This is a genomic window from Shewanella sp. SR43-4, assembly GCF_014163845.1.
Classification (GTDB): domain Bacteria; phylum Pseudomonadota; class Gammaproteobacteria; order Enterobacterales; family Shewanellaceae; genus Shewanella; species Shewanella vesiculosa.
In genome coordinates, this window is the sequence record NZ_JACJEB010000002.1 from 65,876 (window position 1) to 89,874 (window position 23,999).

The following is a 23,999-nucleotide window of genomic DNA, read 5'->3' on the forward strand; positions in this document are numbered from 1 at the left end:
TCATCGCCATTATATCCAGATTGCATGCAGCACAGAGTTAACGATCTGATTTGTCATTGTGTATCCACCAGCTCGACTTTACTCATGTTAACTCAAGCGTAATGTGCAGGCACAGTGACATTTGAGTTAATGTAAAAGAGCTGACTATTGTGATGGCCGTTCGCGCAAAAAACTAGCAAACCTTGGAGTGCCTTTTTGAGTTAAGCCTAAATACTGATAAGTAATGACTGAACCAATTAACGGCGGATTTTCTCGCTGTTTATCACTAAAACCACTGCCAATATTAAACACAATTCCAGCTGGCGTTTTTACAATTAACGCGCCTAATTGACCTCGATATTTACCTTTTCCTTGGGTATGACCAATGACCACGGCTTCAGCATCGTATTTAGGTTTGAGTTTAACAATATACTCGCTGCGCCCCACGGCATAATGAGCTTGTTTAAAATGTAACATTAATCCTTCCCCACCGGCATTCACAACACTATCAAGTCGATCGAACAGTGCCTCTGTTGTCGCTACTGTGTCCTGCTTAATAACCTGTAAATGAGTGGGATCAGTTTGCTCAGCCCATTTTTGCATCGCTAAATAGCGTTCAACAAAAGTGCCAGGATGATCTGGTAAGTCGAACATCATAAACTTTACTTGTTGCCAATCTTCAGCGGATGTATCCAGACGCCTAACTAATGCTGAAATATGCTCAAACTGATTACGCCCTAACCAGAGTTCGCCATCAATAGCCACTTCAGGAAAGCCCAAGGTAAATGATGCTGGTAAGACCACTTTTCGACCACTACGAGTCAGCATTTGACGACCATCCCAATAACCTCTCACACCATCAAGTTTTTCACTGACTAAATACTCAGCGACGGTAATATCTGGTTGATATTGTGTTGCTAACTGGATGGGAGGTTTAGATAAAACAGCACTGTGCGTTGTTAAACTATACAGTGCAATCATCAGTGAAAATATAACCGAGGGTATCTTAGACATATGCAATCCTTGCAATTAATCAAATCCATATCAAGGTGGCCACTCATTACCAATAAGAATCATAAACTGGCATTAATTTTATGATTAGCACGACCTTGACTTAAACCTTCTTAAGCTTAGTACAAAATTAAGAATTATCCACTTAAGCTGAAGGGAAAGACGAGTAGAATCAACACCGACTGAGGACATTATTGATGATTGAAATCGCTATTATCTTGTAACTTTAACTCATCAAAAAGTTAAATTACTGCTGGAAGCCTATGAATGGAATGTTACAATCTGCACAATTAAAACCAAAAAGATAATTTACTTAATGAAACCTGAGAATAATCATGGTCTAAAGCGCATTTTTCGAGCAACGGGATTTTCAATGAAGGGGCTAAAGTCTGCATGGAAACATGAAGCCGCCTTTAGACAAGAAACCTTACTGGCCGGCTTAATGTTCCCTGTTGCACTATTACTCAATATCAGTGCAACTGAACGCATTCTACTTATCATGACCCTATTAATTGTTTTAATTGTCGAATTATTAAACTCTGCGATTGAAGCAGTTGTAGATCGCGTCGGAGATGAAATTCATCCTCTTAGTGGTCAAGCGAAAGATATTGCTTCAGCAGCAGTATTCATCAGTCTCGTCTTGTGTACTATCACCTGGGGGATAATTATTTGGCCACTAGTGTTCTAACAACTGCCCAGTAAATACTAAACCGTGAGTTTAGCTGTTGTTAACATTGAAATAGCTTGTTCAATATAGGCAAGCCTTTCATTTTCAGCCCAATAAGCAGCATACACATGTCGATAGATACATTTTGCATCATCTACGCGAGATAAAGTGCCATTATCTAAATAGGGTTGAATGAGTGCTTCAGGCAAAAATGCACAGCCACTATTATTCAACATAAAATCCAATGCCATGCGAGCTGAGCTGGTATGCAGTACAGGTAAAGGCAACATGGTAAAATCTTGGGCGTGAGTGATATTAAAGGCTGTGCCCCAATCGACTTTTATATAAGGTAAATTAGCCGTTTGAGCCAGCTTAACGCCCTGCTGTTTGGACACTAGATACAGTTTTACTTGAGCAAGCTTAACTAATGTGACCCCATCAAGTTTTGGAGGATCAAAGGTAATCGCAATATCTAAAGTGCGTTCAATAAGCTGGCGAGTCATCACTGATGCAGACAAAACATCAGTCCTCAAAGCAACACCTTCCAAACCTAAATGCAGTGGCTGTAAAAAACCTTGTAAGTAAGCATCCCAAATATTATTACCAGCCGATAAAGCCAACTGAGCATTGTGCTGCTGATTCAAAATAATATCTTGTTTTGCCCTCTCCCAGGCATTAAGCACCGCCTCAGCATGACCCAACATTCTCTCACCTGCTGGGGTAGGTTGAATATTGTTACGCAAACGTTCAAACAGCTCTATCCCCAAAATACCTTCTAGCTGTTTTATCCTAAAACTAACAGCACTTCGGGTAAGGTAGAGATTTTCAGCCGCTTTACCAAAGTGTCGAGTACGAGATACTTCTAAGAAGGTTTTTAATAAATCTGTATCCATAAAAATTCTTTACCATTAAGGACAAAATATTTTGATTTAAAAAATGATAATACTAGCCAATACTCCAGTTGCAAATGTTTATATCTCACAATTTAGAAGGTATTAGCCATGTCTCAGCAATCATTTATCAATGCAAAACAAGGTATTGATGCTAACTCCAATGGTCATAGCAACAGTTTTCAGTCAACTAAACGCTTCTATGATGACGCGAATTTCCCTATGGGGTTTAAGCGTTGTGGTGATTTTACCAGTAAGGAAGCTGACTTGCTTGAACAACACGGTCAAGCAATGAAAAATCTAGCCGATGGCTCGCAATTACCTTGTAATGTTGACGAAGACCAGTTTATTCGCGTTCTTCAAGGCATGTTACCCGCAACAACACCAATGGAGTTATTGTGGTCTAAGTATTGCCGTCTAGCAAAAGGTAAGCCGTTTTATGCTGTCGTTGGTACTATTCATGCGCCAGCAAGTTCTAAAGTTGAAATTGAATTTGACGATGTTGAAGAAGAAGTTTCTGACACCGACGAGCCAGAATAAACTCTGGTTAGTGACTAAAACAAACGCCTGCAAACGTTAACACTTACGCTACATATCTAACGAAGAAGTAGGGTCAATATTCTACTCTACTTTTCGTTTTGCCACATTACTGCCACTCACCACTGTAACGCCAACACTCTGACGCCCAACCCCATAAGGCCTTGCAGTCAAAATGATTGCTTTTGCGCCTTTGACTTCAAACTACTGCTGAAAACTTGATTTAGCGCAATAAACACATACAAATATTTCACATCTAGTAACAAAGTGCTAGTATGGCTAATGAACGGTTGGTCCTATTTATATAAATTTGATGTTTTTGAGTATGCATTTGATAATTCTTATTTTGGATATCTGCATACAATAGATTAGGGATTAGATTTGACAACAACATCATATGAAGACGCATATCTTGTGATAGTAAAAATAATAAGTGCGGAGTTTCAATGATAAGATCTTTTTTTTATATAGTATTGTTGATACTCATCACTCGAACGGCTTATGCTGAGTCCGAGCCATCAATACAAAGCACAACTTTTACTGATGGATATACTCTTGATATCGGTATGTTTTATGCCAACTCCGATTCAAACTTTATTGCCACAAACCCTAAAACCGGCGGTACATTCCCGGTGGACTTTGAAGACGAACTTCTTCTAGCTGAAGCACAATACTTACCCTATTTTGAATTTACCTTTTCTTTCAACCAACGCCACAACATTTATATTGATTGGAAATCGTTGGATCGCAAAGCAGATACAGAAACGGTATCACAAGATTTTATTCTTGAAGATATTGATGGTAAAGATTACCTGATTGAAACTGGCTCGAAACTCAATACCTTACTGAATATAGACATTTTGCGTATAGGGTACGGGTATGATGTCTGGCAAGGTACAAATTACGCGGTTGGTGTGTCGCTAGGTTTACACGCCATGTTTATCGAAACGGCCTTTAAAGGCACCATAGGCATCTGTGTTCCAGATTCAACCTTATGCAGTAATTCAGTAGCAACGCCAGAAATTATCGATGAAACGATAACGGCTCCTTTGCCTGATATCGGTCTTTATGGATCTTACGAGTTTTACCCTGGCTGGATATTTGATGCTCATGCGCATTACTTTTCAATCAAATATGATGATGTAGATGGATCGCTTGTCGATGTCCGTTTAGGGGTCGAAGCAAAAATTTGTGATAACTGGTCGCTAAAATTGGCATATAACTACTATGATGTCGACGTTACTATCGAAAAGACACGTAATATCGGCAATATTGAGCAACGTACCTTTGACTATAATATTAACTACAGCTTTACTGGGCCAATGTTTGCTGTCTCTTATGTGTTTTAATATCACGTTATCTACAAAAAAAGCATCCTAGGGTGCTTTTTTTTAATTTGTATCCTCATAATAGGATGGTATAACCCCTGCTATTATTGCTATATTTATTTAACTATAGATTTTAAAAGTCTTTTTCAGCCCAGTTCATGAGGCACATAATGTCTAACACGCTATTGCAAACCGCTGCTGCCAATTTAAAAAAAGCGGTTCCGTTAATGTTAAAATATAAAATCCCTACCACACCAACAAACTATGCACTTTGGTATGCTTATGTGGGTGAACAAAACCCCTTACTGAATCAAGAGTTAGATACCGCAGTCAAACAAAATCAAACATGTTCACCAGTAACTAGCGAGCTAATTTATCGTAAATATGTTGCGGATCCTGTAGAACTTGATGTGCGTGATATGCGTAAAAATTTAGATGCTATGGTATGTGAATTATCCCAATCACTCAAAGACACTAATTTAGATACTGAAACATTTCAGAAGCAAATTGATAAAGATTTTAAAAAATTAAGTGATCTTGAAAATCAAGGCTTCTCACTTGAACAAGTTATTGGCATTGTTAGAAATATTGTCAAAGAATCTTCCAGTATTCGTTCTAGCACTGTCAGTTTTACTGAACAGCTACAAAAAGCACAATCTGAAATTGATACTCTAAAAACACGTTTAGCCGCATCTGAAAAAGACATGCTATTTGATGCATTAACCAATGTATTAAATCGCCGCGCATTTAATACTGATATAGAAGCGCAAGTAAGCTCATCACCTGTAGGTACTTGTTTAATTTTAATTGATATTGATCACTTTAAAATATTCAATGATAGTTTTGGCCATCAACTCGGCGATTTAGTCCTAAAAACAGTGGCTAAGCGGACCCAAGAGGCGTGTCGTGACGGAGTAAAATTGTACCGTTTTGGTGGCGAAGAGTTTGCTATTATCGTTCCCAATAGTCAGTTTAGGGTAGCCAGGCAGCTGGCCGAAGGCATACGTAGAGCCATAGAGAAGCTCAGTGTCAAAGATCGACGTAGCGATAAAGTAATTGACTCAATAACCGCCTCTTTTGGGGTGGCAGAATGGAAACCTAAACAAAATGTATCGCAACTCATTGAGGCAACTGACAAGCTACTTTACGATGCAAAACGCCTAGGTAGAAATCGCGTGATGCCGATTGCAAACTAGTTATTATAAGTAAAATAAATTGATTTTTTAGCCCATCTTTTATGACTCATCACTTTGCTCTTACAGCATGATGCGTGACAAAGGTTGGGCCTTATATTGACGATTATGTCGATATTTGAATTAGCGAGGCATTTGCAGGTAACGGGCGGCATTAATCGCCGTCGGCTTAGCCAAATAAGGCACATATCCCAAAAATGGACCTGTCATTATTTGCTTTAAACTGTCGAGGTTATCATCAATAAAAGCCATGTGAGGATCCACCTGATTTGCAACCCAACCAGCTATCGTTAATCCATCTGCTAGCAGTGCTTCTTGAGTTAATAAGGCATGATTTAAACAACCTAGCTTCATGCCTACGACGAGAATAACGTCGATTCTCGATGACCAATCTGATGGGTAATTCATGTGATTGACTAATTCAGTTTGTGGTTTAGTATTTTGCAGCTTAGCTTGCAATAATTTAACTGTATCAGACAAATATTCGCCATTACCCAATGGTAAACGCCAACCACCTGCACCTTCAATTAAGGCAAAATCAGCACTTTGCATCGCCGAGTGGTACATAGTGTCAAGAACACCTTGGGCAGTTAAAGTATGGTTGACTTGCCTAGCGGCAATATGCGGTGCAATTGCTGGGGCAAAACAAATAGGATTAACACTTTGATATGGCAAATCCATATTAGATTGGGTCATTAGCATCATGGCATCGCTATTGCGCAAGCCATCTTCTGTAGACTCACACCCTGATGCTATAGGTTTAAAGCCACACTTATTACCTGTGGCCTTAGATAAAAGTGCCGCTGAAATTAGCGTTTTACCACTGTCAGTGTCTGTTGCAGTCACAAAATACAGCATAGCTTCAGCCTCGTTTAGCGCGGATATACGCAATTTGATAAGTTAATGGTAAACCTTTGTCGGTACGTAAGGTTTCAGCTAATGCAACCCGTTGCTGCCATTGTTGTTTGCTCAACACTGCGCGTTGCTTTTCCTCATCTGCTTGAGCACTGGATGCCCCCACCCCTTTAATTGAATAAAGTAAGCTACGTAAGTCGGCAAAATAAACCGTAATAGTCTCAACCTGGATATCGATACTATCCCAATCAGGAGGCATTGTTTGCGAGGTGATAAAAGCAGACTTAAGGGCTGATACCGAGTGAAATTGATTGACGTGAAACCCTAACGTTTGCAATTCAGCCAAGCTGCCATCAATAACAACACTGAGATGGCATTCACCGCCCACTCGTAATACGCGATGAAATTCATTAAAAGCTTTGGGTAGCGTCTGACACCACTGCAAAGCTAAATTGGAATAAATGCTGTCAATAGATGCACTTTGTAAACCCAGCGCTTGAGCGTCACAACAAAGGCATAAGTAATCAGAATACTGTTGCGCCAATTGCGTTAGCATGCCATGCGCAATATCTGCCGCGATAACCTGTTTCACGTCATTGAAAGCTTTAAAACATGTACCTGGACCGGCTCCAATATCAAGTAGAGTGCCATATAAATTGGCATGCTGTAATAATTGCTGAGCACTCATACGCTGCAACACATCATGTTGCTTATACATAGGTGCTGCTCTTGAAAACTTGTTTGCAACCGAGTTATCTAACGTCATGAGGGTTCTCAAAGATACGATTTATTTAGCTACTGCCTGAGTGCTAATGCTGCTTACTAAATATCATTAACATCATTGTGCTGAATAAGCTGGACCACTGCACTAACCAGTGCACAAATATCGCTGGCTTGATGCTGTGCATTTAACGTAATACGAAGACGGGCCTGCCCGACTGGCACCGTTGGTGAGCGAATAGCCCCCACCAAAAAACCTTGTTGTTTTAGGTGCTCAGCAATAACTAAAACGCGATGATTATCACCAATCATAATCGGCTGGATCGCTGTCATTGAAGGCGTGATCTCAAGTTGATGCTCAAGTGCAACTTGCCTGAATAAGGCGATGTTTGCCGTTAATTGTGTTAATAACTGTGGATGGTCTTGCTGCCAATTAATCGCCGCTAATGCCAACTGAGCATTTGCGGGCGATAACGCGGTAGAATAAATATATTCACGTGAGGTTGCCACTAAGTAATCAATCACATTTTTAGAGGCTAAAATTGCCGCGCCTTGACCTCCTAATGCTTTGCCGAATGTCACCACCTGAATATCCACATTATTGGCATTAACAAACGAGCTTGGTAATACCCCAAAGCCATGGGCATCATCGACAATCAGCCAACAATCATGTTGCTGACATAAGCGAGATAATTCAGCTATCGGGGCAATGTCACCGTCCATACTGAATACACTTTCAGTAACCACAGCTGTATGAGGGTTGCGCTCGATCAGTCGCGTTGCACTAATAACATCGTTATGTAAAAAGCGCCGAATCTGACTACCACTGTCTTTTAAGCCATCAATTACTGAGGCATGCACTAACTTGTCGGCTAAGACAGTATCCTTGTTGCTAAACAAGGTTTTCATTAACGCGTTGTTAGCGCTAAAACCAGAACTAAATAACATACACGCTTGATGCCCCGTCAGCTCGCATAAACGCTGTTCAAGGGCAAAATGGGCTTGGTTATAACCACTAACAAGAGGTGATGCACGACTGCCAACACCATACTGCTGCGCTCCAGCATACAGAGCTTGAACTAAAGCAGGTTCATGGGCTAAGCCTAAGTAATCATTATGGCTAAAATCAACCATTACACGTGGCTTGGTTTCCGACACATGTCGTTGGCGTAAAAGGCCTGCCGCCTGCAGATCAGCAAGCTTATTACTTATCCGCTCGGTTAATGGGTGCTGCCCCATATCAGTCTGGCCTAATAACATCATGTAAAATTATAGCGCAGCTGCATCAAAGAACTGCTTAGTCGACTTATCTTGCTTAGCACTCGCTTTGGCTAATAATGCGCTATCAGACTCGATGTTGGCTTGTGGACCTTGCTCAGGATGTAACCCTAAACGTCGGAATAAACTCATGTCATCATTTTCTTCTGGGTTTGGCGTAGTTAATAGCTTACAACCGTAGAAAATTGAATTAGCCCCCGCAAAGAAACACATGGATTGCAGTTCATCACTCATACTTTCACGTCCGGCAGACAAACGCACCCGCGACTTAGGCATAATAATCCGAGCCACTGCTATGGTGCGGACAAATTCAAGCGGGTCAAGATCATCAATATTCTCAAACGGTGTACCGGCCACTTTTACTAACATGTTGATCGGTACCGAATCTGGATGTTGTTCTAAATTAGCAAGTTGCTGCAATAAACCTGCGCGATCGGTGGCTTGTTCGCCCATACCGACAATCCCGCCAGAACAGACTTTCATCCCAGAAGCTCGCACGTTTGTCAGCGTATCTAAACGACTTTGATAAGTACGAGTGGTGATAACATCGCCGTAATATTCTGGTGAGGTATCAAGGTTATGGTTGTAATAATCTAAACCAGCATCAGCCAATCTGCTGGCTTGGTCAGGCGATAGCATGCCTAATGTCATACAGGTTTCCATGCCCAAAGCACGGACATCTTTTACCATTTGTGTTAAATATGGCATATCTTTGTCACGCGGGTTGCGCCAAGCAGCGCCCATGCAAAAACGTGATGCACCAGCAGCTTTAGCGCTTTTAGCCTCGGTTAATACCTTTTCAATTTCAAGTAAACGTTCTTTTTCTAGACCGGTATCATAGCGCGCACTTTGTGGACAATATTTACAGTCCTCTGGGCATGCACCGGTTTTAATCGATAAAAGACGACTGATCTGCACTTCGTTAGGGTCAAATGTTTCACGATGAATACTGTGGGCTTTAAACAATAAATCATTCATAGGCAACGCAAATAATGCCTCGATTTCTGTTTTTTGCCAATCGTGACGAACTTCAGCTAACGACATGGATCATTCCTTTATTTTGATTTTATGTTGGCTAGGATACCCTGAGTCCGTAAACTGTCAACGCAGTAACCATTTCACGCTTTACTAGCGGTCAAAAAACGAGCACCTATAATTATGGCATTTTCCGACACAAACACCACTATCGACTACGCTTTCGATCAACAACACATTTGGCACCCTTATACCTCGATGACCCAGTCTCTGCCTGTATATGGCGTCGTTTCGGCCCAGGGATGTGAACTGACATTAGACAGCGGTAAAGTGCTTATTGATGGCACGAGTTCATGGTGGTCATGTGTGCACGGTTACAGTCATCCGACCATTGTTGCTGCAATGCAACAACAGCTGTCAACACTGAGTCATGTCATGTTTGGCGGCATAACCCACCAACCCGCTATTGAGACATCAAAACGTTTAGTGCAGATGACCAGCGCCAATTTAACCAAAGTATTTTTAGCCGATTCTGGCTCGATTGCAGTTGAAGTCGCCTTAAAAATGGCGCTGCAATATTGGCAAGGCCGCAATCAGCAGCAAAAACAACGCATTATGACCGTAAAAAGTGGTTATCACGGTGATACCTTTGCAGCGATGAGCGTGTGTGACCCAGACGGTGGAATGCATACCATGTTTGGCAACAATGTGACTAAACAAGTATTTATCCCTACGCCAACGTCTAAGTTTAATGATCCGCTTAATCAAACCGATACACTCGCGTTAGATGCCGCATTTACACAACACCACCAAGATATCGCCGCGGTAATTATTGAACCCATCATGCAAGGTGCTGGCGGAATGCGTTTTTACTCCCCTGCTTATCTGGTTAAACTGCGCCAACTTTGTGACCAATATGATGTGTTACTCATATTAGATGAAATAGCCACTGGATTTGGCCGTACTGGCACCCTATTCGCTTATGAGCATGCCAATATTGAGGCCGATATTTTGTGTGTTGGTAAAGCCTTAACTGGTGGATATATTAGTCTTGCTGCCACCTTATGCAGTGACGAAGTGGCCTGTGGTATTAGTGATTCACCCGCTGGCGTGTTTATGCATGGGCCCACTTTTATGGGTAACCCGTTGGCATGTGCAGCAGCAACCGCCAGCTTAGACTTACTGCTTAAAGGTGATTGGCAACAGCAGGTAAAAGATATTGAGGCACATTTAACACGCACCTTGCCCGCTGCCATGGCGTCAAAGCAGGTAAAAGATGTGAGAGTGCTCGGCAGTGTTGGAGTGATAGAAATGCTCTCGCCAGTTAATACCGCAGCCTTGCAAAAAGCCTTTGTTGATTTAGGTGTGTGGGTAAGGCCTTTTAGTCGCTATATCTACATCATGCCGCCATATACCATTAGCGCAGAACAATTAACCCAATTAACCTCTGCCATGTTATCTGTTGCCGACACCATTGTCCCCAGTGAAGATAATCAAACTTTGATTAGCCATGGATAATCAAAGCTGGGCTAATCTCAGATTTGGGTAAGACTCAGTTTAGGTAAGACTCTGTTTCGCTTAATCTAATACCGCTTGAGCGTGGGCAACAATCGCATCTGAAACGTCTTTATAAACACCTTTAAGTAAAATCCAATGGTGCCAGTAAAGCGTTTCAGTGATGATATGCTCTTTACATATATGCACTAACTCACCTGAAGCCAGCTCTGGTTTAATTTGCGTTTTTGGCACTAAGCCATATGCCGCACCGTGCTTGGCCATGGTCACAAAGGCATCTGATGAACGTACAGTATGTAATGGATATTCACCTTGCGTGAGTCCAAAATGCTGTTGAATGTATCGTGTGTGCATATTGTCTTTATGATCAAAAGCGATACCCGGTGCTTTTCTAAGACTGTCAGCACTAATTCCGTTAGGGAAGTAATGACGACTAAACTCAGGTGACGCAACCAACAGATAGTCAACATTTCCCAGCCGAGCCAATTGGCAACCTTTAATAGCTGTAGATTGCACAGAAATAGCCCCAAAAGCTTGGCCATCCTTTAACCTATTAATCGTGCGGTCTTCACCTTCAATGAGCAGATTAATCTCTATTAAATGTGACTTAATCACCGGGGCTATTGCCGGAATTAGCCAGGTGGCTAAGCTGTCTGCATTGGTGGCAATATGCAAGGTTAACGGTGTTTGGGGTGAATGCGGCATAGCGCTAGGAAGTAAGTCGGCTTCTAACTGCACAACTTGGTAATAGTGTTTTAATAGCTGCTTACCTAAATCTGTGGCTTCAATCGGCTGGCCTCTAATTAATACTGGTTGAGCAAACTGTTGTTCTAACTGCTTTATTCGTTGCGACACCGCCGATTGTGTTAAACACAACACGCCAGCCGCACGCTCAAAACTTTGCTCTTTAATCACACCGCTCAATGCTTGCAGTAATTTATAATCAAGATTACTCATTATTTTACCAACTTATTAAATCCTCTTAAGCCATCGTAGCCAGTATCTTGACATCTTTCATTAATTATTCTTATACAACAGAAAAATTATTAATTTAATTTATATCAAAACTATTGCTACTTTAGCAATTAATTACATTGCTCGTTACTAGGATACTCATGACTACCTCCGCATTATTTCAAGGACTTATTCTCGGCTTAGGAATGATTATTCCTATTGGCGCACAAAACTCATACATATTAAGCCAAGGGATAAAACGCAATCATCATTTTCTCGCGGCGACAATTTGCATGTTGTGTGATGTGTTATTAATTGGTCTGGGCATTTTTGGCGGAGGAAAATTAATCGCCAGTAGTGAATGGTTAATGCTACTGATAGGTTGGGGAGGCGTCACTTTTTTAGTTGTTTATGCTGTTCTGTCGTTCAAAAGTGTGTGGAGAAATCAGTATCTCGTTACAACACACATTGCAGCGGCCAATAGCCGTAAAACAATTATCGGCACTACATTTGCTGTCACCTTGCTTAATCCTCATGTGTATTTAGATACAGTAATGATACTCGGTAGCGTGGGGGGCACTTTTGATGGCAACGAAAAATGGGCATTTGCTATTGGTACCATGCTGGCCTCAATACTGTGGTTTTACACCATAGCATTTGGTGCCGCTAAACTTGCACCTTGGTTAGGTACGCCTAAAGTTCAACGCGTGATTGATGCTCTAGTCGGCACTATTATGCTTTTTATCGCCTATTCAGTATTTAATACTTTATCAATAATACCAATAATCGAATAGCGGCTGACAACACATGTAAATCAAAAAATATCCATAAAATCAGTAAATAATTAACGCTTCATCGGCACAAAGCTAGCTTGCTGTTTTATGCGAAGTAACCATTTATTAATCTGTGGGTAATGGGTTAAATCAAAACCGCCTTGATGGGCAACATGGGTATAAGCGAACAAAGCAATGTCCGCTAAGGTAAATTGCGAACCACACAGAAAAGGTTGCTTTGCTAGTTCAGCTTCCATAGCCGCAAGCGCTTTATGGCCTTTAGCGTGCAGTGAGTGATATTCAGCTAAGCGATCCTCAGGTAATCCTAAATACAACTGAATAAAGCGTGCAACGGCAATATATGGCTCATGACTGTATTGTTCGAAAAACATCCACTGGTACATTTTCGCTTTATTATAAGCATCGGTTGGGATCAACATAGAGCCCTCAGCAAGATACCCCATAATGGCATTAGACTCCGATAATACGCTGCCATCATCGAGTTCTATTAGCGGTATTTTACCTTGCGGATTTTTAGCTAAAAACTCTGGTGTTTGCGTTTCACCTTTAGCGATATTCATTTCTTGCCATACATGCTCAATACCTAACAGATTCAGCACCAACTGCACCTTATAACAATTACCCGACATGCTATCGCCATACACAATCATACTAATATCCTTTTAAGGTGATGTTTAATCTCAGCAATACTGCCAAAATGGGTAAACCTACTTTTTAACTAGACTCGAAATTAACGCTCGCAATGCAGCAGGTTTAACCATTTTAGCCATGTAGTGATAACCCTGCCTTTCGACATCTTCAACCAAATCTTTATTGGTATTGGCAGTAATTAATATCCCAGGTAAATGCTCCCCATAACGGCTGCGAATACCATTCATGGCATCGATACCGTTTTGATCATCGTCTAAGTGGTAATCAGCTAACATAATGTCTGGTGCCACCCCTTTAAGGCCTAACTTAATCCGTGCATCGGCAAGATCTTTGGCACAAATAACCTCACATTGCCAACGGCTTAATAATGATTCTAATCCCGCAAGAATGGCTTCTTCATTGTCGATGCATAGCACTTTAATTCCCGCTAAAGGCTGCAATAGTGTTGGTAAAGGTTTATTGCTTGTTTGGCTGATGGTTTCACCTATGGGCACAGAAATAGAGAATATCGAACCGCGACCTAAAGCCGAACTCACATGTATTTGATGATCAAGTACCTTACTGATCCTGTCAGCAATCGCTAACCCTAACCCCAAACCACTGACATTACGGCTACTAGGATGATTGAGACGTTTAAACTCTTTAAAGATTTCTTGTATATCAAACTCATTAATTCCACAGCCAGTATCCAGTACTTGGATCTCAATAAAATCACCTCGATGACGGCAACCAAATAACACTTTACCGCCACGAGCATAACGATAAGCATTGGTTAAAAAATTCTGTAAAACACGTCGCAATAAAGAAGGATCGGAGTTAACGGTCGCAGTACAAGGCACCATTGAAAACGAAATTTGACTATCGGCAGCCATAGCATCAAACTCAATGGATAAACCGTTAATGATCTCTGCAATCGCAAAATCACGACGGTTAACCTCTACCATGCCAGAGTCTAGCTTAGAAATATCGAGTAAATCGGTTAGTAACTCACCAGCTGTTTTCAGCGAACTATTGACATGAGTCAATGTGGTACGCGCTTCTAAATCGAGATTTGGATATTGCGATAATGATGCAGTAAATAATCTTGCAGCATTTAACGGTTGCATTAAGTCGTGACCAACAGCGGCTAAAAAACGCGTTTTTGATGCATTGGCGAGCTCTTCTTGCGCTTTAGCCTCTAATAATTCGCTGTTTGATAACGCCAGTTCATAGGTTCGCTCCTGTACCCGACTTTCCAAGGTTTCATTAGCTTCCAGTAAAGCTTTTTCCTGTAAACGATATTGGGTGATATCAGTAAATGTCATTACAAAACCACCATCAGGCATAGGATTGCCTTGAATTTTTATAACCTTACCATCCTGGCGAGCACGCTCAGAAGTATGAGGAGTGCCATTTCGCATATGTTGTACCCGCACTTCAACTTGGTTTTCAATGTCTCCAGTACCACAAAAACCGCGCAGAGCATTAAACCGCACAATATCAGCTATTGGCATACCTTGTTGTAAAAAGCCTTCTGGGTATTGATACAATTCAACATAGCGATAATTCCACGCAACTAAATTAAGGTCTCTATCAACCACACTCATACCTTCATAAGCGTGTTCAATTGCACCTCGCAGCATATCTTGACTTAAAATAATTTTAGAAGAGGCCTCATCCACTAAATGGAATACCTCATCAAGAGCCAAATCACGTCCTTGTAAAACAGAGTCCATAACCAGTGAAGCACTTGATGCGCCTAACACACCCGACAACATGTGTTCCGTATGGGCGATTAACTCTTCTGGAGCCGTTTTGTACCAACTGTCACTTTTAACCGCATCTGCCGAAAAACGGCTAAAACTTTCATAAGCACGAGTAGGACTCACAAACCGACTGGCCAAAATTAATAAATCTTGTTGTGAAATAGGCCCTTGGCGTTTTTTAGCATCTTGCTTTGATGACCAAGGTTTGACAAAGTGACTCGCTTGAATACGCTCAGCAACGCCCGCTCTAAACCATATAGAACCCAGCACATAGCAAAAAATATTGGCTAATAAGGCAATCAAAGTATCGCTAATATTGGGAGTGATTGAATTGAAAAAACCAGAGTCTGCACCAATAACACGGGCTTCACCGGCACCTTGAAGTAAAATAAAACACCAAAGACTAAAACCAACAGCAAGGCCTAGATACACTCCCGCTCGATTACCGTGTTTCCAATACAATCCCCCCACTAACGCAGGCGCTAATTGAGAGAATGCGCCAAACGACATCATCCCCAGATGTGAAAGTGAATCACGGTCGGTAAACAGCAAATAGCTTAAATAACCAAAACCTAAAATCACCACAATCGATAAACGGCGTACATTTAATAACAGTTTAGAAAACTGACTAAAATTCTTTTCTCGTATTTGACCTGTTCGCAACAAAAATGGCACCAACCATTCATTACTCACCATCACGCTAATAGTCACCACCGCCACGATCACCATCCCAGTCGCGGCAGACAAACTACCCAGTAATGCGACAACGGCTAATACAGGTTGATCAAGCGCTAAAGGTAAATTAATCACGTAGGTATCAGCTGACACTGAATCACCCAAAATCACCTTACCGGCGAGTGCCAATGGGGCAACGAACAAGCCAAATAAGACTAAATAGATTGGAAATATCCATCGCGATTTTCTTAAAATATGCTCGCCACCGCACTCGACTACCATCACATGAAACTGCCTTGGCATACATAAGAACGCCGCCATACCAACAAATAACTCAGGTAGGAAAGACTCTAAACGGATATGACTATTTTGGATCAATGCTTTATCTGATGCTTGTTGCCAAATATCACCAAAGCCATCAAAGACCCCAAAACTAATCACGGCACCGACAGAGATAAAGGCTGCCAGTTTAACCAGTGACTCAAAGGCAATCGCCACCATCATTCCTGGATTATGTTCAGTAGCATCTAATTTACGAGTACCAAATAAAATGGCAAAAATAGCCAATAACATGGTAATCAATAATGGCACAGCGACAGGACTCAGCGGATTGTCAGCAGGTTGAAATAAATTAAGACTAAACACCATGGCTTTAAGTTGTAACGCGATATAAGGCATGATGCCGAACAAGGCAATTAGCGTAACCAACGCCGCTAATAGTTGTGATTTACCATAGCGGGCAGCAATAAAGTCGGCAACAGAAGTAATGTTTTGCGCTTTAGACACCACCACCATTTTTCGTAACATGCCAAAGCCAAGGGTAAACACCAATATTGGGCCAATAAAAATAGGTAAAAAAGACCATAAATCATTGGCGGACTGGCCAACTGTGCCTAAAAAGCTCCAGGAAGAACAATACACAGCTAAACTGAGCCCATAAATCCATACTTGGGCTTTTTGGTTTATTTTACTAAACCACCTCTCAGCGCCCCACGCCAAAATAAACAGCAATGACACATAACACACCGCAATCACGGCAACGATTAAGGTTAAGTTCATGAAACGTCCGATATCACTTTATTATTATTAAAAATCTGTTTTATTTTTACCTAAAACATCGTGTATTGAACATAAAACAACCTACACAATAGAATCATCATAAATAACAGACTAACTCTGTAGCAATTATAACCATATTAACACGTGCAACAGACTAAATATTAAGGATATTTTAAAACTAGACCAAGGTCTAATAGTGCTGATAGCCTGTTGCAGATGATACTTTAACCACGCCATTTTTAGAAAGGGAAGCCCCATGACCCCGCAGTCTCTTTACAAAGTTCCGAGTGACATTGCAGAAAACGCACTGGTTGATAACGATCAATATAAGAAAATGTACCAGGAGTCCATTATTAATCCAGAAGGTTTCTGGAGAGAACACGGCAAACGTATTGATTGGATCAAACCTTATACCAAAATCAAGCAAACGTCTTTTGATGATCATAACCTTTCGATCAATTGGTTTTATGATGGCACGCTCAATGCGTCTTCCAATTGCTTAGATCGCCACCTTGAAGAACATGGCGATAAACTAGCCATTATTTGGGAAGGTGACGATGCCAATGAGCAACGTAAAATTACTTACGCCCAATTACATGCCGATGTGTGTAAATTTGCTAACGCCCTTCGAAGCCAAGGTGTTAATAAAGGTGATATCGTCACAATATACATGCCTATGGTGCCTGAAGCGGCAGTCGCTATGCTTGCCTGTGCTCGCATTGGCGCGGTGCATTCAGTGGTGTTTGGTGGTTTCTCACCCGACTCGATTGCTGCAAGGGTGATTGACGGTAAATCAAAAGTCTTAATTACTGCCGACGAAGGTGTTCGCGGTGGCCGAAAAATTCCGTTAAAACGCAGTGTGGATGAAGCCATATCAAATCCAGATGTCACTTGCGTCGAAAAGGTCATAGTACTTAAGCGTACTGGTGGTAGCATCGATTGGGTTGAAGGCCGAGATGTCTGGTGGCACTCACTCATGGAAGTCGCTTCAGAATTCTGTCTACCCGCTGAAATGAATGCTGAAGATCCACTCTTTTTACTTTATACCTCAGGCTCTACTGGTAACCCTAAAGGTGTGCTGCATACTACCGGTGGTTATATGGTGTATGCCTCAATGACACACGAATATGTGTTTGACTATAAAACAGACGAAGTATATTGGTGTACCGCAGATGTAGGTTGGATCACTGGTCATTCATATATGGTCTATGGACCATTAGCGAATGCCGCGACGGTATTAATTCATGAAGGTGTACCTAATCATCCAACTCCGGCTCGATTAGGTGAAATGATTGACCGTCATAAAGTCAATATTCTCTATACCGCGCCAACCCTAATTCGTGCACTAATGGCTGAGGGTAAAGAACAATTTAGCAGCTATAAAGGTGATTCATTACGCATTATGGGATCTGTGGGCGAACCCATCAATCCAGAAGCATGGCGTTGGTACCATGAGGTGATCGGTCATGAAAACTGCCCTATTGTCGACACTTGGTGGCAAACTGAAACGGGAGGTATTCTGATAAGTCCTCTACCAGGTGCTACAGACACCAAACCAGGTTCTGCAACTCGACCTTTCTTTGGTGTACAGCCTGCGCTAGTCGATAACATGGGTAATATTGTAGAAGGTACCGGTGAAGGTAACCTGGTTATCCTTGATTCGTGGCCAGGACAAATGCGCACCGTTTATGGTGACCACGATAGATTTGCCTTAACTTACTTTAAAACGTTCCGTGGCATGTATTTTACCGGTGATGGCGCGCGTCGTGATGAAGATGGCTACTATTGGATTACTGGTCGTGTTGATGATGTCATTAACGTATCTGGGCATCGCTTAGGTACTGCTGAAGTGGAAAGCGCGCTAGTGTCGCATGAGCTCGTTGCTGAAGCGGCTGTTGTGGGTTACCCGCATGACATTAAAGGCCAAGGTATTTACGCTTATGTCACCCTCACTCGTGGGATTGAGCCAACGGAAGAGTTGCGCCAAGAATTACGTCAATGGGTACGCAAAGAAATTGGCGCCCTTGCAACACCGGATCTTATTCAGTGGGCAAGCGGTTTACCGAAAACGCGTTCTGGCAAAATTATGCGCCGATTCCTTCGAAAAATTGCCGCTAATGAAGTGACCAACTTAGGTGATTCCTCTACTCTGGCGGATCCTGCTGTAATTGATACGTTAATTGAGTCACGCCTAAACAAAACTGAGTAATATAAACTAACTTGTAATACCTTATCCACCCGAGAAATCCTGACCAATTTCTCTTTTCGCCCCTCACTGAGGGGCATTTTTTTAACTGAGATTAATGGACTGAACAGTTTTATTCGCTATGACTAATTGTTTAAGGTTTTAGGCTGTGGAGCATAAGAGGTCTCAATAGTTATGTCATATAAATGATCGTTTAATGTCACCTTGTAACTGGTTGATTGGCCCACTTTAAGACTGATTGTTTTATCTCCTAGTAAATCCGAAGCGTCATTAGATTCATCACGTAAACTGATCAACAAATTGACCTTATTATTGCTATTTTCTGTCGACACGATTGTCACACCATAATCACCTTCAACATTGAGTGACACAGTATCATTTAATCCCATGACAATTTTGGATGCCGACGTGGTTAAATCTTCAGAATGCTTCACGCTCTCTTCAATAGATAAACCTATGACTAAAGCGTCTTCAGCAACGGCGATGTGGCTAACCATAAACAGAGCGGCTAACAGTAAACGTTTCATAAAGTGTTTTTCCTGATGGCAATACATTATTATTTTTTTATAAGTATCATCTGACTGTGTAAATGAATTTACACCAACTTATATAAAAAAACAGCGCTTATCTCGCAAAAATACTATTAGCGTGTATTTATCACCTTTAGCCATGGTTTATTGATTTAGCTTTACCATAAATAAGCGCTCATTCATCACAATATGGTTTATCAATCCTTGCCTATGTTAAGCTTTATCCAAACCAGAATAATACTACCAATAAATTGAAAGACTCATCTGTTAAACCTGCAAAGATAACCCTACGTGATTACCAACAACAATCCGTAGATGCTGCTATTGCTCATTTTAAGCAAAGTCAACAATCAGCAGTATTGGTTCTTCCTACCGGTGCAGGCAAAAGTATCGTCATTGCCGAACTAGCTCGCATTGCTAATGGTAATGTACTGGTGCTAACTCACGTAAAGGAATTAGTCGCTCAAAATGCCGAAAAGGTAGGCTTACTGACACAAGAAGCAAATATCTATTCTGCCGGATTAAATCAAAAGAAAGCCAATGGTAAAACGGTAGTGGCCAGCGTTCAATCAGCGGCTCGTGCCCTCACAAAATTTACCCAACCCTTTTCATTAGTGATTATCGATGAATGTCATCGAGTGAGTAATGAGTCTACGAGCCAATATCAACAATTGCTTATTCATCTTAAAGCGCAAAATCCTAATATAAAATTACTTGGATTAACGGCAACGCCTTATCGTTTAGGTTTAGGCTGGATATACCGTGTGCATTACCATGGAAAAGTAGGCAATACCGACACAGCTGTTTTTGACAAGTGCATTTTTGAACTGCCAATGCGGCCATTAATTAATAAAGGTTATCTTACTAAACCGATAATTTTTGACGGACTGAGTGCCCAATATGATTTTGGTGATCTGGAGCCAAATGACAGCGGAGAGTACCCTCAAATGGCAATAGACTCCTTGCTTAATCATCAAGGCCGCGCAACCACAGCAATTATCAAACAGGTGAAGCAACTTGCAGCACTGCGCAAAGGTGTATTGATTTTTGCTGCAACCGTTAGACATGCTAATGAAGTGATGGCGCTTTTAGACAAAGATGCTGCGTTAATTACCGCTAAAACGCCCCATAACGCACGTGATGAGATCATTCAACGCTTTAAGTCCCAAGATCTGAAGTACATTGTCAACGTAGCAGTGCTCACTACAGGCTTCGATGCGCCACATGTTGACCTTATAGCGATATTAAGACCAACAGCGTCAGTGAGCCTATTCCAACAAATGATTGGTCGAGGTTTACGCTTAGCACCGAATAAAACAGATTGTTTAATCATCGATTACGCCGCGAACGGTTATGACCTCTTTTATCCGGAAGTTGGCCAAGCCAAGCCCAATAGTAAATCAGTGCCTGTTCAAGTGCATTGTCCTGTATGCCAATTTGCAAACATCTTTTGGGGGATAGTGGATGGGGATGGCGATATAATTGAGCATTATGGAAGACGCTGCCAAGGATTAATCAGTGACAACCAGCAATGTGACTTTAGATTCAGGTCAAAATCATGTCCCGACTGTGGAGCTGAAAATGATATAGCGGCACGTATCTGTAACGCCTGCCAATCAACCTTAATTGATCCTGATAAACGCTTAAAGCAAGTACTTAACGCTCAGCATCACCATTTATTCAAATGCGAGCAAATGCTATTACTCGAGCACGACAACAAGTTACTTATTCAATATATTGATATTGAGGGTAATGATTTTAAGCAGACGTTTAACTTTTCGACACCAGCACAACGCAAAGCATTTTATGCGGTATTTGTACTAAGCCACACTCGCACGCCAGGTCTTAAGCATCCTCAATATAATAAAGTAGCAGATGTATTGGCGGATCAAAGCCGATTTAGAAAACCTGATTTATTATTATTAAAGAAAAACAAATATCGTTGGGATTTAGTTGATACATTTTTTGACTATCAAGGCAAATATAAAATCGATATGAGTTAAAACAAAATTAATTGTGTTCAAATACCATTTGAAAAATACATATGGTATAAATTGCCAAGATCATTAAACAGGAGTCACCATGTTTGTAGTTATTTTTGGCCGCCCAGGTTGCCCATATTGTGTTAGAGCCGTTGAGTTATCAGAAAAGTTAGCGGCGCAAAGTGCGGATTTCAAATTTAAATATATTGATATTCATGTCGAAGGTATCACCAAAGCAGACTTATCAAAAAGTGTCGGCAAAACGGTTGAAACTGTTCCACAGATCTTCATTGACGAACAACCAATTGGTGGTTGCACTGAATTTGAAGCCTATGTTCGCCAAAACAATCTACTTAAATAAGTATTAAAAGCTTCAAATAAAAAAAGGCAACCAATAAGGTTGCCTTTTTGTTATCAGTTTATAGGCTAAATAGCGTATTTAGCTGAGAATATAATACGATTCAAATCACCGTCGAAACCATCTTCGCGCTCATTCAAAGCATGCATATATTCAACCCCAAATGTGAGTGGCTTTGAAGGCGAGTATAGTAAGTTAACATAGCCAGAATAAGCTTCTTTATTAACAGCCCCGCCAGTAAGTGCAATATCATTGTCTGCAGTGAAACCTGAAACCGTTAAGCTAGAACGCCATTGTTCTGACCACCAATGACGGTATGCGACGAAACCACCATAGGATTTAATCGCTTGGATCTCACCATTGGAATCAAGCACACCAGCATTAGCATAATTAAGCGCCATATAACGCCCTAACCCTTCCCCATAAGTTGCGGTAAATTTAATATCATCTTTACCTAAAGGTATAACACCGGCAAAGCTAACGCCATAACCTAACTCAGAAGTATCGTACTGGGTTGCTCCAACAACTTGCTCTAAATCTAATTGTCTTACAATAGCAGCTACTGAAAATGCAGAACCACTAGCTGCACTGAAGTTATAACGTCCGACAAAATCCGGCACAACGCCGCTACCACTGGTGATTCGGCCTCCACCACCAAACGGTGTTACAGTCGTTTCAGGATTTTCAATTGAAAATTGCCAATTACCATTGGTATAACGTAGTTGTGATTGTCTAACGAAAGGTGTTCCTTCAGCGGCACCGACAAAATCTAGATTCTCCGGTAAGGCGCCTGGATTTTGAAACGTAGTCCAAGTCTGACCGACAGTCCAATTGTCATAACTGACAAATGCATGACGTATACGAGGAGAGTAACTGTTAGAGACTCGCTCGTTACCGTCAGTATGGGTCATAAAATCAAGTTCAATAAAACCTGTGAGTTTATGGCCATCAACATCAGTAACTGTTTTAAAGTTAAAACGTGATTCCCGCGCTTGAAAATCGACAACTTGCTGGCCGTTTCCAGATGTCCCATAAATAGTCCCTGGCACATAAAACTGACGTGACAACGAACCAGATTCTGGCGCCCCATTGCCATAATCACTAAACATTACATCGGCTTTAATGTAGCCACCAAAAGTCATATCGGTTGCAGCATGAGCTCCCCCACTCATCGCTAACAAAGCGCTTGCAACATAAAGACTTAGCTTTTGCTTTCTCATTATTCTCTCCCTATTGATATTGTTCTAATCTTCAGCAATATGAACCAATCAACAAACAGATAACATTAGCAATAGGTCTATAAGACAAAAGTAGACAAGTAAATACTTATAATTGAACTAATACTTAAGGTTAAATCATTTTTCTATATCAAATTAATGACTCTACATGACAGTAATTTAAAAGATTAATGACCTAAAATTGTAGGTCATTGCACAATAAATTTAATCAAAGTAAGTATTTAATAATCGTGAGCATCGAATAATTGTATGGTAGGCCCCCATCAGTGAATGGTTTGAAGCGATGAGCTAGAAAATATTTATGATCAAATTCAATGGCGATAATTTTTTGATTTAGAGTACGAGGGATTTGAGATATTTTAAAATAACTTGGGGAATAATGCTAAATTTGTGGTTCATCTAGAACTCGAACCTTCGGCTAATGGGTTGACAGCCAACTGTTGATATTTAAATGGCGAAAAATTCATTGGCAATTTTAGCCGTTGAATAATTGACTGTTCTTTGATGGCATGGGAGTTTAACTCGGAGAGGTCTAAAAAGTGGTGGGTCGTGAAGGATTCGAACCTTCGACCAATTGGTTAAAAGCCAACTGCTCTACCAACTGAGCTAACGACCCATCTTGGTTTTGCAAGAACATCTATTCTTACTGGGGAAAAAGCCAACTGTCTCTGTTTCAAGACCAACTGAGCTAACGACCCATCTTGGTGTAACATTTAAATTGTTTAGCCACGATTTAAAAAGTGGTGGGTCGTGAAGGATTCGAACCTTCGACCAATTGGTTAAAAGCCAACTGCTCTACCAACTGAGCTAACGACCCATCTTGGTTTTGCAAGAACATCTATTCTTACTGGGGAAAAAG

20 protein-coding genes and 2 tRNA genes are annotated in these 23,999 nt (G+C 41.1%); 9 read left to right on the forward strand and 13 right to left on the reverse strand.

What is annotated here, in order from left to right:
- Positions 1-144 precede the first annotated feature (144 nt).
- Positions 145-993 (reverse strand): DNA ligase, encoded by an 849-nt coding sequence (locus tag H5123_RS02605; protein WP_182696944.1) that lies wholly within the window; start codon positions 991-993, stop codon positions 145-147.
- Between the two features lie 313 nt (positions 994-1,306).
- Between H5123_RS02605 and H5123_RS02610 the strand changes: the two genes are divergently transcribed.
- Positions 1,307-1,678, forward strand: a complete 372-nt coding sequence (locus tag H5123_RS02610; protein WP_182696945.1) for a diacylglycerol kinase — start codon at positions 1,307-1,309, stop codon at positions 1,676-1,678.
- Between the two features lie 17 nt (positions 1,679-1,695).
- Here H5123_RS02610 and hdfR read toward each other — a convergent pair whose 3' ends face one another.
- On the reverse strand, positions 1,696-2,550 hold the full coding sequence (hdfR, locus tag H5123_RS02615; RefSeq protein WP_182696946.1) for an HTH-type transcriptional regulator HdfR: 855 nt from the start codon (positions 2,548-2,550) through the stop codon (positions 1,696-1,698).
- Between the two features lie 108 nt (positions 2,551-2,658).
- Here hdfR and H5123_RS02620 point away from each other — a divergent pair, with 108 nt between their 5' ends.
- The 3 genes from H5123_RS02620 (at position 2,659) to H5123_RS02630 (ending at position 5,608) form a co-directional block, all read left to right on the forward strand.
- On the forward strand, positions 2,659-3,087 hold the full coding sequence (locus H5123_RS02620) for a DUF413 domain-containing protein (protein WP_124015721.1): 429 nt from the start codon (positions 2,659-2,661) through the stop codon (positions 3,085-3,087).
- A 443-nt stretch (positions 3,088-3,530) separates the two neighbouring features.
- Entirely contained in the window at positions 3,531-4,433 is a 903-nt protein-coding gene (locus H5123_RS02625) for a hypothetical protein (protein WP_220487531.1), read from the forward strand.
- A 149-nt stretch (positions 4,434-4,582) separates the two neighbouring features.
- A complete protein-coding gene (locus H5123_RS02630; protein WP_182696947.1) occupies positions 4,583-5,608 on the forward strand; it encodes a GGDEF domain-containing protein in 1,026 nt (341 codons plus the stop codon).
- 120 nt (positions 5,609-5,728) lie between these two features.
- On the opposite strand, the gene bioD is transcribed toward H5123_RS02630, so the two are convergent.
- The 4 genes from bioD to bioB are packed head-to-tail and all read right to left on the reverse strand — an operon-like array spanning position 5,729 to position 9,502.
- Complete coding sequence (bioD, locus tag H5123_RS02635; protein ID WP_182697079.1) at positions 5,729-6,460, reverse strand: dethiobiotin synthase; 732 nt, start codon at positions 6,458-6,460, stop codon at positions 5,729-5,731.
- Between the two features lie 7 nt (positions 6,461-6,467).
- The gene (locus H5123_RS02640; RefSeq protein ID WP_182696948.1) at positions 6,468-7,226 is read right to left on the reverse strand and encodes a methyltransferase domain-containing protein; all 759 of its coding nucleotides are present in this window, start codon (positions 7,224-7,226) and stop codon (positions 6,468-6,470) included.
- A 56-nt stretch (positions 7,227-7,282) separates the two neighbouring features.
- Complete coding sequence (locus H5123_RS02645; RefSeq protein WP_182696949.1) at positions 7,283-8,443, reverse strand: 8-amino-7-oxononanoate synthase; 1,161 nt, start codon at positions 8,441-8,443, stop codon at positions 7,283-7,285.
- Positions 8,444-8,449: 6 nt separating this feature from the next.
- Positions 8,450-9,502 carry a biotin synthase BioB gene (gene bioB, locus H5123_RS02650; RefSeq protein WP_182696950.1) on the reverse strand — a complete coding sequence of 351 codons (1,053 nt, stop codon included), beginning with the start codon at positions 9,500-9,502 and terminating at the stop codon, positions 8,450-8,452.
- 114 nt (positions 9,503-9,616) lie between these two features.
- Between bioB and bioA the strand changes: the two genes are divergently transcribed.
- On the forward strand, positions 9,617-10,951 hold the full coding sequence (bioA, locus tag H5123_RS02655) for an adenosylmethionine--8-amino-7-oxononanoate transaminase (protein WP_182696951.1): 1,335 nt from the start codon (positions 9,617-9,619) through the stop codon (positions 10,949-10,951).
- 60 nt (positions 10,952-11,011) lie between these two features.
- Here bioA and H5123_RS02660 read toward each other — a convergent pair whose 3' ends face one another.
- Positions 11,012-11,905 (reverse strand): LysR family transcriptional regulator ArgP, encoded by an 894-nt coding sequence (locus H5123_RS02660; RefSeq protein WP_182696952.1) that lies wholly within the window; start codon positions 11,903-11,905, stop codon positions 11,012-11,014.
- Positions 11,906-12,063: 158 nt separating this feature from the next.
- Between H5123_RS02660 and H5123_RS02665 the strand changes: the two genes are divergently transcribed.
- Positions 12,064-12,696, forward strand: a complete 633-nt coding sequence (locus H5123_RS02665) for a LysE/ArgO family amino acid transporter (protein ID WP_182696953.1) — start codon at positions 12,064-12,066, stop codon at positions 12,694-12,696.
- Between the two features lie 50 nt (positions 12,697-12,746).
- Here H5123_RS02665 and H5123_RS02670 read toward each other — a convergent pair whose 3' ends face one another.
- Positions 12,747-13,346 carry a glutathione S-transferase family protein gene (locus tag H5123_RS02670; RefSeq protein WP_182696954.1) on the reverse strand — a complete coding sequence of 200 codons (600 nt, stop codon included), beginning with the start codon at positions 13,344-13,346 and terminating at the stop codon, positions 12,747-12,749.
- A 57-nt stretch (positions 13,347-13,403) separates the two neighbouring features.
- Positions 13,404-16,826, reverse strand: coding sequence for a PAS domain-containing hybrid sensor histidine kinase/response regulator (locus H5123_RS02675; protein WP_182696955.1), 3,423 nt, complete (start codon positions 16,824-16,826; stop codon positions 13,404-13,406).
- 256 nt (positions 16,827-17,082) lie between these two features.
- Here H5123_RS02675 and acs point away from each other — a divergent pair, with 256 nt between their 5' ends.
- A complete protein-coding gene (gene acs, locus H5123_RS02680) occupies positions 17,083-19,035 on the forward strand; it encodes an acetate--CoA ligase (RefSeq protein ID WP_182696956.1) in 1,953 nt (650 codons plus the stop codon).
- A gap of 122 nt (positions 19,036-19,157) precedes the next feature.
- On the opposite strand, the gene H5123_RS02685 is transcribed toward acs, so the two are convergent.
- On the reverse strand, positions 19,158-19,559 hold the full coding sequence (locus H5123_RS02685) for a hypothetical protein (RefSeq protein ID WP_124015709.1): 402 nt from the start codon (positions 19,557-19,559) through the stop codon (positions 19,158-19,160).
- Positions 19,560-19,813: 254 nt separating this feature from the next.
- Between H5123_RS02685 and H5123_RS02690 the strand changes: the two genes are divergently transcribed.
- A complete protein-coding gene (locus tag H5123_RS02690; RefSeq protein WP_182696957.1) occupies positions 19,814-21,565 on the forward strand; it encodes a DEAD/DEAH box helicase in 1,752 nt (583 codons plus the stop codon).
- A gap of 79 nt (positions 21,566-21,644) precedes the next feature.
- On the forward strand, positions 21,645-21,905 hold the full coding sequence (locus H5123_RS02695; protein ID WP_124015707.1) for a GrxA family glutaredoxin: 261 nt from the start codon (positions 21,645-21,647) through the stop codon (positions 21,903-21,905).
- 65 nt (positions 21,906-21,970) lie between these two features.
- Here the strand turns inward: H5123_RS02695 and H5123_RS02700 are convergent, their stop codons facing one another.
- The 3 genes from H5123_RS02700 to H5123_RS02710 all read right to left on the reverse strand — a co-directional run bounded on the left by H5123_RS02700 (position 21,971) and on the right by H5123_RS02710 (position 23,957).
- The gene (locus tag H5123_RS02700) at positions 21,971-23,122 is read right to left on the reverse strand and encodes a DcaP family trimeric outer membrane transporter (protein ID WP_182696958.1); all 1,152 of its coding nucleotides are present in this window, start codon (positions 23,120-23,122) and stop codon (positions 21,971-21,973) included.
- Between the two features lie 558 nt (positions 23,123-23,680).
- A tRNA-Lys gene (locus tag H5123_RS02705) sits at positions 23,681-23,756 on the reverse strand.
- 125 nt (positions 23,757-23,881) lie between these two features.
- A tRNA-Lys gene (locus H5123_RS02710) sits at positions 23,882-23,957 on the reverse strand.
- Positions 23,958-23,999 lie beyond the last annotated feature (42 nt).